The sequence below is a fragment of the Sandarakinorhabdus sp. genome (assembly GCF_032115815.1).
In the GTDB taxonomy this organism is placed as follows: Bacteria; Pseudomonadota; Alphaproteobacteria; order Sphingomonadales; family Sphingomonadaceae; genus Sandarakinorhabdus.
The window spans coordinates 32,764-46,512 of sequence record NZ_JAUMBI010000072.1 but is presented as its reverse complement, the minus strand read 5'-3'; the positions used below and the strand labels follow the sequence as shown (position 1 = coordinate 46,512).

Here is a 13,749-nt window from a genome sequence, read left to right as displayed (position 1 = left end):
ACCGGCGCGATGATCAGCTTGACCAGCCGGATGAAACCATCGCCCAGCGGCTTCAGCGCCACGCCGGTTTCAGGCGCAAAATGACCGATCAGCCCGCCCATGATGATGGCGGCCAGCACCTGCACATAAAGCTCCGCATACAACGGCGTACGCCTGGCAGGACTCGCTGGATATGGTGCGCCGATAGCGATTGTCTGCTCCACTGCCTTGTGCCCGCCAATTCAGTCTGCGGGATCCCTTGGCGCCAGATTGGTCGAAAGATAGGTGACGATCTTGTCGTACTCGTCGTCGGTCAGCGCCGCACCGTGGCCGACCATCACGCTCACCACTTCCGCCCACTGATCCGGCGATCGCGGCTGCGCAACGATCACATCGACACCGTGGCATCGCGTGCACGCGCCCAGAACCTGTTCCTTGCCGGCAGCGTCAGGCAGGCTGATTGCCTGCGACACAGCGGCTGCCGCCAATGCGCCGCTGAGGCTGCAGACCACGAACATCAAACCGGGAAGAAAACGCGGCATCACCACTCCAAAATCATTGTTCGGCAGCTGCGCCCGTCAATCGGGCTTGCCGGCGGCCGCATTCACGGTCGCTGGCTCAAGCCGCAGCAACATGCCATCAGTGTCATTCGGTCCGCGCAGGCGGCCTTCCGTCAACACATAGATATTGCCGTCCGGCCCCTGCCTGATGTCGCGGAAGCGCACGCCGAGTTCATCCAGCATGGTATCGCCCTGCCGGATGAAATCGCCGCGGATGACCATCTGGGCGATCTTCCTGGTGTTGGCGCCGGCCACGATCAGGCTGCCCTTCAAGCGGGGGAACTTGTCGCCGGTGTAGAAGAACATGTTTTCCGGATTGAAATTGGGATTCCAGAAATAGATCGGATCATCCATGCCGTCGCGGTGGAAGGGCTGGTCGGAAACCAGGCTGCCGGAATAGTGGCGGCCCAGCGACACCAGCGGCCAGCCATAATTATGCCCCGGCAATATCTTGTTGATCTCGTCGCCGCCGGCCGGGCCGAACTCGCTGGCCCACATCACGCCGGTCTTGGGATCCCAGGCCATGCCATAGGCGTTTCGGTGGCCATAGCTCCAGATTTCCGGCAGCGCGCCGGCCGTTTTGACGAACGGGTTGTCGGGCGGCACCGAGCCATCGTCGCGAACCCGCAGGATCTTGCCGATGTGGCTGTTCAGGGCCTGCGCCTGCGGGCGTGCGCTCGATTGGTCGCTGGCTGTCGTGCCATCGCGGTCACCCACGCTGATGTACAGCATCCCATCCGGACCAAAGACCATGCGGCCACCATAGGTGCCGAGCGGGCTTTCCCACGCCTCTGCCAACAAAATGTCCTGCACGGCGGTCAGCCGGCCATTTTCGAAGCGGGCGCGGGCCACCGCCAAGGTCGTGGCCAGCCGGGGCTTCACCTCCTTGGTGTAAGAGACATACAGCAGATTGTTGCGGGCGAAATCGGGATGCAGAACGATATCGTGCAGGCCGCCGATGCCGACATTGTTGAGCGCCGGCAGGCCCTCAACGGGTTTCGGATCAAGCACGCCATCGCGCACCACCCGCAGGCGCCCGCCACGTTCGGTGATCAGCATGGTGCGTCCATCGGGCAGGAACACCAGCCCATCGGGATGCGACAGGCCTTCCGCCAGCTTGACGACGCGCATCGACATGCCGCCCTGGCTCTTCAGCACGACGGACTTGTCCACCGCCGCGCCGGATAGCGCATCGGGTGGATAGTTGCGCAGGATCTGGGCCGGCGTGAGCGGCGCCGTGACCCCCGGCGTGTCGACCGGTTGTGCGGGCGCAGCAACGGGCAAGGCCGCGATCAGCGCCGCCATCAGCCAGGGTTTTGTCCGAAAACGCATGCTTCCTCCAGAACGGCAAACAACCATATCCGCCTCAGTTCAAACTCAGGGCCACCAGTTCGGCCGGATGATCAACGCCGCCCACCCCGACCACGATATATTGCTTGCCCTTGTGCATGTAGGTGATCGGCGGCGACGTCGTGCCGGCACCGAGATCGGCCTGCCACGCCACCTTCCCGGTCTTCTTGTCATAGGCGCGGAACATGTTGCCGCCGCTCAATTTGGGAATGCTGAGGCCCACCTTGTCGCCTTCACCGACGAACAGGAAGGATTTGGTGAGCAGCGGCGCAGCGCGGCCGGCCTGGCCAAGCGGCGGCAGATTGAGATCCTTCAGCAACGGATGGTCACGCGGCCCTTCGCCATTGGGCACCATCCACAGATGATCACCGCTGTTCATGTCGATCGCCGTGATCCGGCCATAGGGCGGCTTGACCATGGGCAGACCCTGCGGCCCTTCCATGTACAGGCTTGATTCCGGCGGCCGCTTGTAATTGTCGCGGCCGATCCACGGCACGCTGACCGACGGGATATAGATCACCCCGGTTTCCGGATCGAGCGCGGCACCGGTCCAGTTGGCGCCGCCCACCCAGCCGGGCATGTACAGCGTTCCCAGCTTGCCATCGGGCCCGCCAGCCACCGATGGCGGCGTGTACATGGGGCCATGCTGATAGCGGCTGAGGATCTGCACCGCTTCGGCCCGCAGCGCCGGTGTATAGTCGATCAGCTGGTCCTCATCCATGCCCTGCCGGTCGAACGGTTTGGGCTTGGCCGGAATCGGCTGTGTCGGCGACGATTTTTCGCCCGGCATGGTCGATACCGCGACAGGCGTTTCGACGATGGGGAACAGCGGCTCGCCGGTCGCCCGGTCAAAGGCGAAGACATAGGCCATCTTGGTGACCTGAATGGCCGCCTTGCGCAGGCGGCCGTTGACCTTGATGTCGGCCAGCATCGGCGGCGAGGGCAGATCATAATCCCACAGATCATGATGCACCAACTGGTAATGCCACACTTTCCTGCCGGTGCGGGCATCCACGGCAACCAGCGAATCCGAATAGAGATTGTTGCCGGGCCGCGTCACGCCGTAATAGTCGCTCGGCGGCGCGCTCAGCGGCAGATAGACGAGGCCGAGTTTTTCATCCGCGCTGAATGCCGACCAGACCTTGGTCTTGCCGCCCACCCGCCAGGAGTCATTTTCCCACGTTTCCACCCCCGATTCGCCCTCGCGCGGCACGGTGTAGAAGGTCCACAGCAACTTGCCGGTGCGCACATCGAAGCCGCGCACATTGCCGGTGAGCGAGGCCTTGTTGATGTCGGCAACGCCGGTGGCGATCGGCTGGCCGCCAATTACTATCACATCCCGCACCACAATCGGCGCCGGTGCCGTCCACGAAAATATCGTCTTGGGCGCTTCGCGCAGATCGACCCGGCCTTGATCGCCGAAATCCGTGACCGGTTTTCCGGTGCGGGCGTCCAGAACATAGAGATAGGAGCCGCGCACGGAGACGATGCGGGCTGCCGCACCCTTGCCCCACAGCGCCAACGCACGGCTGGCCGCTGCCGGGGTGAGCCGCGGATCGCCGGGAAAGGGCGCCTGGCGCCAGATGATCCGGCCGCTGGCCGGATCGCGTGCCTCTACCAGGCCGATCTGGTTGCTGATGTACATCACCCCGTCCACCACCAGCGGCGCGTTGCGGAAGTTGTTTGACGGCACCAGCGTGGGATTTTCGGCGCGCAGGGCCGGATCGAGCGCCGGGGCCCGCCAGGCAACTTTGAGTCGATTGATGGTGCCGGCGTTGATCTGATCCAGCGCCGAATATTTCGTGTCGCCCAGCGTGCCGCCGAAATGCGCCCAGTCGCCGGCGGCTTGCGCCTGCGCTGCTGCAGCACACAGCCCAAAGGCAGCTGCCAGACCGATGCCCTTCAAACCCGTCATATGGTCATCTCCGTTCTGCGGCCAGGCAGCTCAATAGCCAACGGCATAGCCCATGCGCCTGGGATCAGACCCGGCCAGCCGCGTGCCATACTGCGACTGTAAGACCGCCTGGATACTGCCGATTGCATAAGGGCCGACCGTCCGGACAGCATGACCCATGGCGCGCAGGCGGGCGACCGTGTCGGACGAGAACCGCGATTCCAGTTGCAGCGTGATCGCAGCGCCCGGCGTGTAAAACCCCGGATCGGCATCAAGTGCGAGGCGCGGCGCCTCGATGGCGGCCTGCACCGGCAGGCCGCGGTCGATCACGTTGATGAGGTGCTGGAACTGCGTCTGGCCGATCGTCTCCCCGCCCGGCGAGCCGAACACCATCTTGAACTGCCCCTTGTCCAGAACAATGGTCGGGCAGTTGCCGAGCAGCGGAACCCGCCCGCCGTGCACGAAATTGGGATGCTCACGATAGGGCGCCGTGGAGCCTTCGCGCAGGCCATTGTTGCAGAACATGCCGGTGTCACCCATGATGACACCAGCGCCGAAGCCGCCGCCCAGGGTTGTGGTCACGCCGACGGCGTTGCCGTCGCCATCCACGATCGAGATGTTGGTGGTGTCGCCGGGCACACTGCCTGCCGCGACAGGCGAACGCGCCACTGCACGGGCGTTACCGATGTCGGCGCCGGCGGGAAACACAATTGCCCGGGCCGGATCGATCAGGCGCCGGCGCTGATTGGCGAACTCCTTGGAAATCAGCGTCGCAACCGGTGTCGGAGATGACGCCGGATCGGCGGCATAGCGATAGACATCGGCCTTGGTGATCTTGATGCATTCGGCAATCAGGTGCAGCGCCTGCGGGCTGTCGGCTGGAAGCGATCCAATATCATAGCCTTCCATCAGGTTCAGCTGCTCGCAGGTCTCCAGCCCGGTGCGCGAAGTTAGCGGCGAGCAGATCACATCAAGCCCGCGATAGCGGGTCGCCACCGGTTCCACCCATTTCGGCCGGTAACGCTGCATGTCGTCCAGCCGCAGCCAACCGCCATTGGCGCGCGAGAAGCGATCCATCTCCTGCGCGATGGGGCCACTGTAGAAACAATCATAGGCAGCGTTCAGCGCCCGGTCGCGGCTCGCGCCGGCCTTCAATGCTGCCGTTTCGGCGTCGGCCAGCATCTGGAAGCTGCGTGCGAGGGGCAGGTTCCGGAACATCGCCCGCGGCGCAGGCGGCTTAGCATCGGGGAAATAGATTGCCGCTGTGGTGGGAAACCGGGTCAGCATGGCCTGCTGACGCGCGATCGTCTGGGCAATCGACGGATCGAGGGGATGGCCATCACGCGCATAACCGATGGCCGGTTCCAGCAGCACCGACAGCGGCAGCTTGCCATGGCGCCGCGCCAGTTCGATCCAGCCGCCAAACGCGCCCGGCGTCACCACGGCCTTGGGGCCGGCGGTCAGATCGGCGGCCGAAGCGGTGTCTTCAAGCAGTTGCGGCGCCGCGCCGGCAAAGGCCAGCGCGCTGATCTTGCCGGTCTTGCCGTCCATGCAGGTGGCAAATCCGTTGCCGGCAGCGCCCGATGCCCAAGGTTCCACAACATTCAGCACGGCCATCACCGCTACGGCCGCATCGGCGGCGGTGCCGCCCTGCATCAGCATCCGCAGGCCCGCCATCGATGCCAGCGGGTGCCCGGCGGCCACAACACCATGCGGTCCGGCGACCTCCACCCGGTGCTGTGCGACCGAGGCCGCCCCCGTCGCAGGCGCGTCCGGCGCCTGGCGCCCAACGCCGGCCACCGGGCCTGCCGGTGCAGCCGCAGGCACTTGCGCTGAAGCCGACCGTGCCGCTGCGCCCGAAAGAACAGCGCCAGCCAAACCGCCCAGCAAGATCTCGCGGCGACCGAGCGTGCCCCGCTCATCGGCATCACTGGTCAGGGTCTTCATGGCCATATCGGCGCTCCCAAGGATGACATTACCAAAACCCGACCATCGCAGGCCTACTCCGGCATTTTCACCATTGGCTTGCCCTGGCTCTTGTAGACGATCCCGTTCTTCACCACGGTCTGGACAGAGAACAGATTGTTCAGATTGTGGTAGACCGGGTCGCCCGGCACCACGATGATATCGGCCAGCTTGCCGGGTTCGATGGTACCCAGGTCGGGCTTGCCCATGATGCGGGCATTCACGCGCGTGGTGTCGGCAATCACTTCCAGCGGCGACAGGCCTTCATCCACCAGCACCTTCATTTCACGGACCAGGCCGTCGGTGTTGAAGTTCATCGGCGTGCCGCTGTCGGTGCCAACGCCCATCAGCGCGTTGGATTCGATCAGCTGCTTCACCTGCGGGCTGCGGAACTTGATCTGCCGGTTGATGCCCGCGAAATAGCTTTCGGCCGGCCATTCCTTGAAACTGTCCTGCATCGCCGCCCAGATATCGGCGGGGAACAGGCCTTTCAGCACCGGATCCTGCAACCGGCCGGGGAACTGCACGGTATCGGGGAAAATCCAGCTGCGATGCGCTGCGGTCAGCACGATGGGCCGGTTGCTTTCCGAAATCGTGCGCACCAGATCGGCGCTGTAGGTGGGGCCGCCCGCCGACCCCATGTGCTGCAGCACATCGACTCCGGCATCATAGGCATTGCGCACATCCGCTTCGGCATAGACATGCGCATGCACCTTGACGCGGTTGGCATGCGCGGCCTTGACGATGGCGAAATAATCGTCGCGCGTCAGACCGGCATGCGCCTTGATCACGTCAACGCCCTGCTTGACCAGGCGATCGACGACATCGGCGCCTTCCTTCGGCGTGGTGATCACCGCCGACGCCTCGGCCGGAAAGCCGCCGAACGCCCGGCGCGTCACCAGCGGACCCGACACCTGCAGCCGCGGGCCGGGCACTTCGCCCGTGTTGATGCGTTTGCGCAGGCTGATGCTTTCGGTGGCATTGCCGCCCAGATCGATCGCCGACGTCACGCCGGACATCAGCAACTGCCACGCCGACAGTTCCATCACCTTCTCGATGGAATATTTCTTGCCTGCCCCCTGCAACCACTTGAACCAGCCCGCTTCGTCACCGAAGCCGATCATGAACAGGTGGGCATGGGCGTCGATCAAGCCGGGCATCATGGTCTGGCCGCTGGTATCGATCACTGTCGCGCCGGCCGGGATCTTCACCTCTGCCGCAGGGCCGACCGCGACCACCCGTTCGCCCCGAATGACGATGGTGGCATTGTGCAGCGGCGGCACGCTGAGGCCGCTGATCAACATGCCGCCGGTCAACACGGTGGTTTTCGTCTCCTGGGCCACCGCCGAGACGGAGACCAATCCGACCGCAAGCACCGTCAGGCTGCGCCACAGGGCAACAGCGATCCCCGAGCCGGCGCTTGCGGCCCTGATCATCGTGCGTGCCGGACCGATGTTCTTCTTCATGACCAATCCCCCATCACATTGCCCCGACGTGCAGCCTGTGACCGATACCGCCGCTCAGCAAGCCTTAAAGTGCAAAGCGGAAGCCTGCGCGGAACGACCGCCCGATCGTGTCATACTGCCCGGCGGAAATCGGCTGGTTGTTCCACGACTGGAAGCCGGTCGGGCCGGCCGCCACGATGGCCGGATCCTTGTTGGTGATGTTGCGGACGTTGAAGAACAGCTGATATTTCCCGTTCTCGCCGAACCGGTATGTCGCGGCGAAATCGATATAGGCGGCCGCTGGCATCTGGATGCTGTCGTACGTGGGGTTGTTCCCCGTCGAAGCCGGGCAGCCTGCAGTGCATTCGATGAACTCGTTGCTGAGCACCGAGCTCGAGATGCCGCGCAACGTGCCTGACAAGGATACGGGGCCATTGTCATAGTTGATTGCCAGGGAATAGCGCCAGGCAGGCAGGTTGACGGTTCCGGCGCGCGCGGTCGGGATGGAACCGGGCAGGCCCGGGTCAACCGTGTAGTCGAGGAAGTTGGTGGCCAGGGCGCGGATCGCCACTGAGCCGTCCATGCCCGGCACCACATCCGCCGCTCTGAAGCGATAGCTGACTTCGAAGTCCAGGCCCTGGGTGGACTCCGTGGCCAGGTTGATCGGCGCGTTGACGATGTCGAACTGGTTGACGGCGCCGGGCGTCGCCGTGATCCGGGCGCACGCCGTCTGGTTGCCGGCAAAGCACAGATTGACGAGCTGCTGGATGGTCAGGGTGCCGATCGCCTGGGTGATGTCCACCTTGTAATAGTCGATCGACGCGTTGAACCCGGGCATGAAGCCGGGTGCCACGACCACACCGGCGCTGTAGGTGCGCCCCAGTTCCGGTTCGAGATCAGGGTTGCCCGACGCCAGCGAACGCGCCGTCGTCGCCGCGCCGTTGCGGTTCGGATCCTGGAACGAGGCCTGCGACTGGAACACGCCGGCAAAGCGATCGGCCAGATTGGCTTCCCGCACATCGCGCGACGCCACGCCACGGACGCGGAGGCCATCGAACGGCGCATATTCGGCGCCAAGTTTCCACGTCATGTAGGTACCGCTGCCATATTTCACGGCCCGCGTTGCAGCATTCAGGTTGAGCGACTTGGCCCAGGATGCGTCCTTGGCCAGCGGCACCACGGTTTCAATATAGACGTCCGAAATCTTGTAGCTGCCGATCGTCGGCAAGCCGCCGGTGGTGTCCCAGTTGCCGGGGCTCTGGGTGGTGATCGCATCGGCGAAGCCAGTGGCCGATTGTGTGCGATGTTCGGCGCCGAAGGCGAGCGAGACCGGGCCGGCCCAGATATCGAACGGCTCGCCAGCAATGTTGATGCTGACGACATTCTGTTTGTAGACGTCGCTGCGGAACGGATCGCCGATGACATAATTGATCTGCGCCTGGCTGTTCACGCCCGTGCCGAACACATTGTACGGCACGCAGCCGTCCGTCGGGTTGGTAAGGGTGGATCGGCAGACGATCGAGCCGTTCGGTGCGCGCACCGCATCGATGGCCTGTCGGAAGTTCGGCAACAGCGTGGCATTGGTCGCGGTATTGGTCATGGTGGCGCGGGCATATTGATAATAGGCCTTCAGCGACCAGTCGGACCCGAAGGCGGCGAACTTGCCGTCGATCCCCACCACGCCGCGGTTATAGCCGCGCTGCGCATTGGCACCCGATGCGCCATTGTCACCCTTCAACGTGCCGAACGGGACCGAGGCAAGGCCCAGCGCCGTGATCCGCGCCGCGATGCTGGCCGGCATAAAGGGGTTTTCGGGACGCACCGTCAGGTTGTTGGGGAAGTTGCCGTAATAGTAACGTGTGTCGGTACTCTGATGGGCATACATCGCCTCGACGTAGACGTTCCAGTCATCGGCCACGTCATAGCTGATCCGGCCGAACAGGTTCCGGCGGGTCTGATCCGGCAGGATATTGTTATCGACCCCGGTGCGCACATTGTTGTCGGCAAAGGTGCCGCCCGCCATGATCGGATCGGAGACAATGGGGCCAAAAACCAAATTATAGGGCGTGCCGCCCGGACCGAAGGCAACCCCGCGCAACGATGAACAGGTCGAGGTTGCCGAACAGGCGATGGCGCCGCCCAGGGTCGCCGTGCTGAGCGCGACCTGCGGGCGCAGCAGCACCCGCGGTTGCCCGTTGGTCGCCGTGTAGGCGGGATTGTTGATGTAAGCCCAGCCATCCTGGGTCCAGCGGCGGTTGTCGGCATTGTAGATGCCGTCTTCGTGGGCGACTTCACCGCTGAGCAGGAAATGGCCGCGCCCGCCGGCAAAGCCGGTGCCCCACGTGAGTTGAACCTGCCAGTTGCGGTTGTCGCCATAGGTGGTAGCGCCGCCGGCAACCATGCCCTTGAAGCCGGTATATTTGGTGTCGAGCACGAAGTTGACGACGCCGGACAGCGCGTCGGAACCATAGGAGGCCGAAGCGCCGCCGGTCACCACGTCAACGCGCGTGATCAACTGCTGCGGCAGGCTGCTGACATCGACTGCGCCCGTGTTGATCATGCCGCCGACCCGGCGGCCATCGAGCAGGGTGAGCGTGCGCACATCGCCGATGCCGCGCAGATTGATCGAGTTGACCCCCTGCCGGCCGGCGCCGACCTGGGCCACGGTCGTTCTGGGGGTGGAACTGCCCGAAATGGCCGGCAGCGTATTGACATAATCGGCAACGTTGGGCGTGGCCGACCGGGCGATTTCATCGGCGCCCACCACGGAAACCGGCGTTGGCGATTGATAGCCGTCGCGCACGACGCGCGTGCCGATCACCTGGATCAACACCTCCTCGGCGGGCTCGGCAGCCGGCGCTGCGGCTGGCGCTGTTGTTGCCTGAGCAAGGGCCGCCCCTGAAACAAGCATGGCTGACAGGGAAACCGATGCCTTCAGCACCGCACCCGAAAAAAACGCCTGACCCTTCATATGCTTCCCCCCTTCGACAACGACATTCACAGCGCACATCAACCGTGACGAACCCTTCTTCGTCGCGGCCTCCCCGGAACACGCAGGCAAATTTGCCTCACCAAGGTATGCGTAACCCGTTATTGGATGATTGAGTCTGAATCGAGCCAGCACAAACGATTTTGCCATCCAGACAAGTCACTGATAAATAGATACTATATGAGCAACAGCCACTAAAAAACGTGTGGATATCTGCACATTGCTGCTGGACGCCGGGCGGAATCCCGCACAGTTATCGGGAACCAGTTCCGAACTGCCGCCACCAAGGGAACGCCATGTTGCCGACGATGCCGTCCCTTGCTGCCAGCCTGCCCCGTCGCAAGTGGCGGGGTGCACTGTGGGGCCTGGCCGCCGCCACCGCAGCGACCTGGGGAGCCGGACACATCGCAGCGCGCAATGCCGATGCGGCTCTCGTTCGCGAAACCAGCATCTCGGCCAGCCTGCTCGAAGCGACGCTACAAAACACGCTGGAACGGTTCCGCGCCCTGCCGATGGTACTCAGCAGCGATGGCGACGTGAAGGCGGCCCTCCGGCAGGCTGATCCCGCCGCCCGGCACCAGCTCGATGGCAAGCTCGCGAAGCTGGCCAAGGCCACGAATGCCGCCGCCATCTATGTGATTGACCCGCGCGGCCGCACGATCGCCGCCAGCAATTCGCAAACCCCGGAAAGTTTCGTCGGGATCGAATTCAGCTTCCGCGATTATTTTGCCGCCGCGATGCGCAACGGCCGCGGCGAACAGTTTGCGCTGGGCAACACCACCCATCGCCCCGGGCTGTACCTGTCATCCCGGGTGGACAGCGATGGCACTGCGCTGGGCGTGGTCGTCACCAAGATCGATTTCTCGTCACTCGAAACCGAATGGCGCCAATCGCAAACCCCCGTTCTTGTCACCGGCGCGGACGGCGTGGTGCTCATCACAACGATTGAGTCGTGGCGGTTCCAGCCCGTGGCCCGTCTGCCGATCCGGCAGTTGCCCAGCCCCGCGCCTTTGGCCAATGCCGTGCTGCCGGGCCAGAAGCCCACGGAATATGTGGCGATCAGGAAGAGCACCACCATCCCGGGCTGGACGCTCACTCTGCTGCGCCAGCGTGACATCGGCGGCGCCGTCGCCGCAGCCCGCGCGCTCACGCTGCTTGCCCTTGCGCTGTGTGCGCTCGGCGCGTGGGCGCTCCTGCGGCGCCGCAGTCTGGTCGCCGCCGCCCGTGCCGCTGCCCAGCTTGAGCTGGAAGCGAAAGTGGAACAGCGCACCCGCGAACTGAGCGAAGCCAACAACGAGCTCACGTGCGAGATCGCCGAGCGCCGCCGGGCCGAGGCCGCGTTGCTGTTGCTTCATGCCGAACTGGAGCAGGCCAACCGTCTGACCATCCTGGGCCAGATCGCCGCCGGCGTGACGCATGAGATCAACCAGCCGGTTGCCGCCATCTCGGCCTGGGCCCACAACGCCACTGCGTTTCTGCAACGCCGTGATACTGCGTCGGCGACGGACGCGCTGACGACGATCGTCCGTCTGACGGAACGGATCGGCCGCATCACCGGCGAGCTGCGCGATTTCGCGCGAAAATCGGATGGAGCGCTGTCCCGAGTGCGCGTTGATGATGCCATCGACGGCGCCCTGATGCTGGTCAGTGCCTTGCAGCAACAAACTGGCGTGCCGATCACACGCAGCCCCGCAAGCGATCTTGCCGTGATTGCCGACCGGGTTCGCCTTGAACAGGTGCTGGTCAATCTGTTGCAGAATGCGCTGGAAGCCGCCGAACCCGAACGGGACGGTGCTGCTGTCGTCATCCGGGCCGCACTGGACGGCGACATGGTCATCCTCTCCGTGGCCGACAGCGGCTACGGCGTGCCGCCCGAGATTGCCGCCACCCTGTTCACCCCGTTCCAGACCACCAAAGCGCGCGGGCTTGGGCTGGGCCTGGTCATTTCTCGGGACATCTGCCGGGCGCTGAACGGTGATCTGCGGCTGCTGCCCGCGGGCAAAAATGATGAGCGCGGTGCCATCTTTGCGGTCACCCTGCCGTCTGCCCATGCCAGCGGAGACTGTCCATGACCGCGGGAACGATTATCCTGGTGGAAGATGATGACGATCTGAAAAGCGCCATGGTGCAGGGCCTGCGGCTGGCCGGCCACAGCGTTGCCGATTTCAGCAATGCCAGCGAGGCGCTGGCCGCAATCGATGCCAGCTTCCCTGGCGTCGTGGTGAGCGACATAAGGATGCCAGGCCTGGACGGCCGCCAGTTCTTCTCGGCCCTCGCCGCCTGCGATGCGGATCTGCCGGTCATCTTCATCACCGGCCATGGCAACATCAGCGATGCCGTCGCTGCGATGCAACAGGGCGCCTATGATTTCCTTGCCAAGCCGTTCACCATGGATCGGCTGCTCGACAGCATTACCCGCGCGCTGGAAAAGCGCCGACTGGTGCTCGACAACCGCAGATTGCGCGCCGCCAGCCGCGAAGCCGCATCGCAGGCGCAGACCATTCTGCCGCTGATCGGCGACAGCCCGGCCATGGCCCAGCTGCGTGCCACGCTCAGCCATATCGGCACCATCGAAATCAATGTGCTGATCGAGGGCGAAGCCGGCACCGGGCGAGACCGCATTGCCCGGTTGCTGCACGACAGCAGCCGCCGCCGTGCGCGGGCCTTTGCCAGAGTCAATTGCGCCGGCACACCCCACGACCGGCTGGAAGACGAATTGTTCGGTTCAGAGTATGGTCCCCCCGGACGCCGCCGCACAGGCCGCATCGAATTAGCGAACAAGGGCACCCTGTTTCTTGACGGGGTCGAGGCCCTGCCGATGGCGACACAGCATCGCCTCGCTTCGGCGTTGGAAAGCGGGGAGATCATTGCCAATGGCGGCAACAGCCCGCGCAACATCGATCTGCGCGCGATCGGCGCCATTGGCCATGATCCGGGCCGCGTAGTGACCGCCGGCGGGCTGAGTGCCGAGCTGATGTTTCGCCTGGGCGCCATTCGCATTCGTATTCCCCCGCTGCGCGAACGCCGCGATGATATCCCCCTGCTCTATGGCCGGTACGCGGCAGAGGCCGCCCGCCGTTTCAATGTGCAATTGCAGGCCATCGATGCAGCCACCCACGCCCATCTGTTGGGCCACAACTGGCCGGGCAATCTGAGCGAGTTGGCGCAGTTTGCCGAGCGCAAGGTGCTGGGCCTTGATCGGGACGCCACGGTGGCCGACAGGGCCACCAGCCTGCCGGAACGCATGGCGATCATTGAAGCCGGCATGATCCGCGAAGCCTTGACCACCGCCGGCGGCCGGATCGCTGAAGTTCAGCGGCTGCTCGGCATCCCGCGCAAGACGCTGTATGACAAGCTGAACCGCCACGGCCTCAATCCGGCAAGCTTCCGCCGGCAAGAGCCAAGAAACTGAAACCGCCGGGCAATTTTCCCATGGCGACCGAATAATCCTGGCCACGAGCTGATGCGCCAGCCGCAAATCGCCCGCAACGGCCCTGCATTGACCCATCCGAGCGCGAATATCCAACCCATGAAGTGGCCGAAGGCCTTGCGTGGGGTGTAGCTGGC

General features: G+C 64.3%; 9 protein-coding genes. 2 read left to right on the top strand and 7 right to left on the bottom strand.

From position 1 onward, the window contains the following. The 7 genes from RT662_RS04435 to RT662_RS04405 form a co-directional block, all read right to left on the bottom strand. Positions 1-125 (bottom strand): cation:dicarboxylate symporter family transporter (locus RT662_RS04435; protein ID WP_313669484.1); only part of this gene is annotated, 125 nt, incomplete at its 3' end. A gap of 96 nt (positions 126-221) precedes the next feature. Beyond that, positions 222-521, bottom strand: coding sequence for a hypothetical protein (locus RT662_RS04430; protein ID WP_313669483.1), 300 nt, complete (start codon positions 519-521; stop codon positions 222-224). Between the two features lie 36 nt (positions 522-557). Beyond that, positions 558-1,871 (bottom strand): PQQ-dependent sugar dehydrogenase, encoded by a 1,314-nt coding sequence (locus RT662_RS04425; RefSeq protein WP_313669482.1) that lies wholly within the window; start codon positions 1,869-1,871, stop codon positions 558-560. A 34-nt stretch (positions 1,872-1,905) separates the two neighbouring features. After that, on the bottom strand, positions 1,906-3,804 hold the full coding sequence (locus RT662_RS04420) for a PQQ-binding-like beta-propeller repeat protein (protein WP_313669481.1): 1,899 nt from the start codon (positions 3,802-3,804) through the stop codon (positions 1,906-1,908). A 30-nt stretch (positions 3,805-3,834) separates the two neighbouring features. Continuing rightward, positions 3,835-5,730: a gamma-glutamyltransferase family protein gene (locus RT662_RS04415; protein WP_313669480.1), complete on the bottom strand. Its 1,896-nt coding sequence runs from the start codon at positions 5,728-5,730 to the stop codon at positions 3,835-3,837. 53 nt (positions 5,731-5,783) lie between these two features. After that, a complete protein-coding gene (locus RT662_RS04410) occupies positions 5,784-7,214 on the bottom strand; it encodes an amidohydrolase family protein (RefSeq protein WP_313669479.1) in 1,431 nt (476 codons plus the stop codon). Positions 7,215-7,278: 64 nt separating this feature from the next. Beyond that, the gene (locus tag RT662_RS04405; protein ID WP_313669478.1) at positions 7,279-10,164 is read right to left on the bottom strand and encodes a TonB-dependent receptor domain-containing protein; all 2,886 of its coding nucleotides are present in this window, start codon (positions 10,162-10,164) and stop codon (positions 7,279-7,281) included. A gap of 314 nt (positions 10,165-10,478) precedes the next feature. On the opposite strand from RT662_RS04405, the gene RT662_RS04400 reads away from it, so the two are divergent. Both RT662_RS04400 and RT662_RS04395 read left to right on the top strand, forming a co-directional pair. Beyond that, positions 10,479-12,254: an ATP-binding protein gene (locus RT662_RS04400; protein WP_313669477.1), complete on the top strand. Its 1,776-nt coding sequence runs from the start codon at positions 10,479-10,481 to the stop codon at positions 12,252-12,254. Next, positions 12,251-13,594 (top strand): sigma-54 dependent transcriptional regulator, encoded by a 1,344-nt coding sequence (locus RT662_RS04395; protein WP_313669476.1) that lies wholly within the window; start codon positions 12,251-12,253, stop codon positions 13,592-13,594. The genes RT662_RS04400 and RT662_RS04395 overlap by 4 nt, the downstream gene beginning before the upstream one ends. The last annotated feature ends 155 nt before the right edge of the window (positions 13,595-13,749 follow it).

Excerpts from the sequence above, each read along its gene's own strand:
- RT662_RS04430 (WP_313669483.1), bottom strand. The coding sequence starts at position 521 with ATGCCGCGTTTTCTTCCCGGTTTGATGTTCGTGGTCTGCAGCCTCAGC.
- RT662_RS04425 (WP_313669482.1), bottom strand. The coding sequence starts at position 1,871 with ATGCGTTTTCGGACAAAACCCTGGCTGATGGCGGCGCTGATCGCGGCC.
- RT662_RS04420 (WP_313669481.1), bottom strand. The coding sequence starts at position 3,804 with ATGACGGGTTTGAAGGGCATCGGTCTGGCAGCTGCCTTTGGGCTGTGT.
- RT662_RS04415 (WP_313669480.1), bottom strand. The coding sequence starts at position 5,730 with ATGAAGACCCTGACCAGTGATGCCGATGAGCGGGGCACGCTCGGTCGC.
- RT662_RS04410 (WP_313669479.1), bottom strand. The coding sequence starts at position 7,214 with ATGAAGAAGAACATCGGTCCGGCACGCACGATGATCAGGGCCGCAAGC.
- RT662_RS04405 (WP_313669478.1), bottom strand. The coding sequence starts at position 10,164 with ATGAAGGGTCAGGCGTTTTTTTCGGGTGCGGTGCTGAAGGCATCGGTT.
- RT662_RS04400 (WP_313669477.1), top strand. The coding sequence starts at position 10,479 with ATGTTGCCGACGATGCCGTCCCTTGCTGCCAGCCTGCCCCGTCGCAAG.
- RT662_RS04395 (WP_313669476.1), top strand. The coding sequence starts at position 12,251 with ATGACCGCGGGAACGATTATCCTGGTGGAAGATGATGACGATCTGAAA.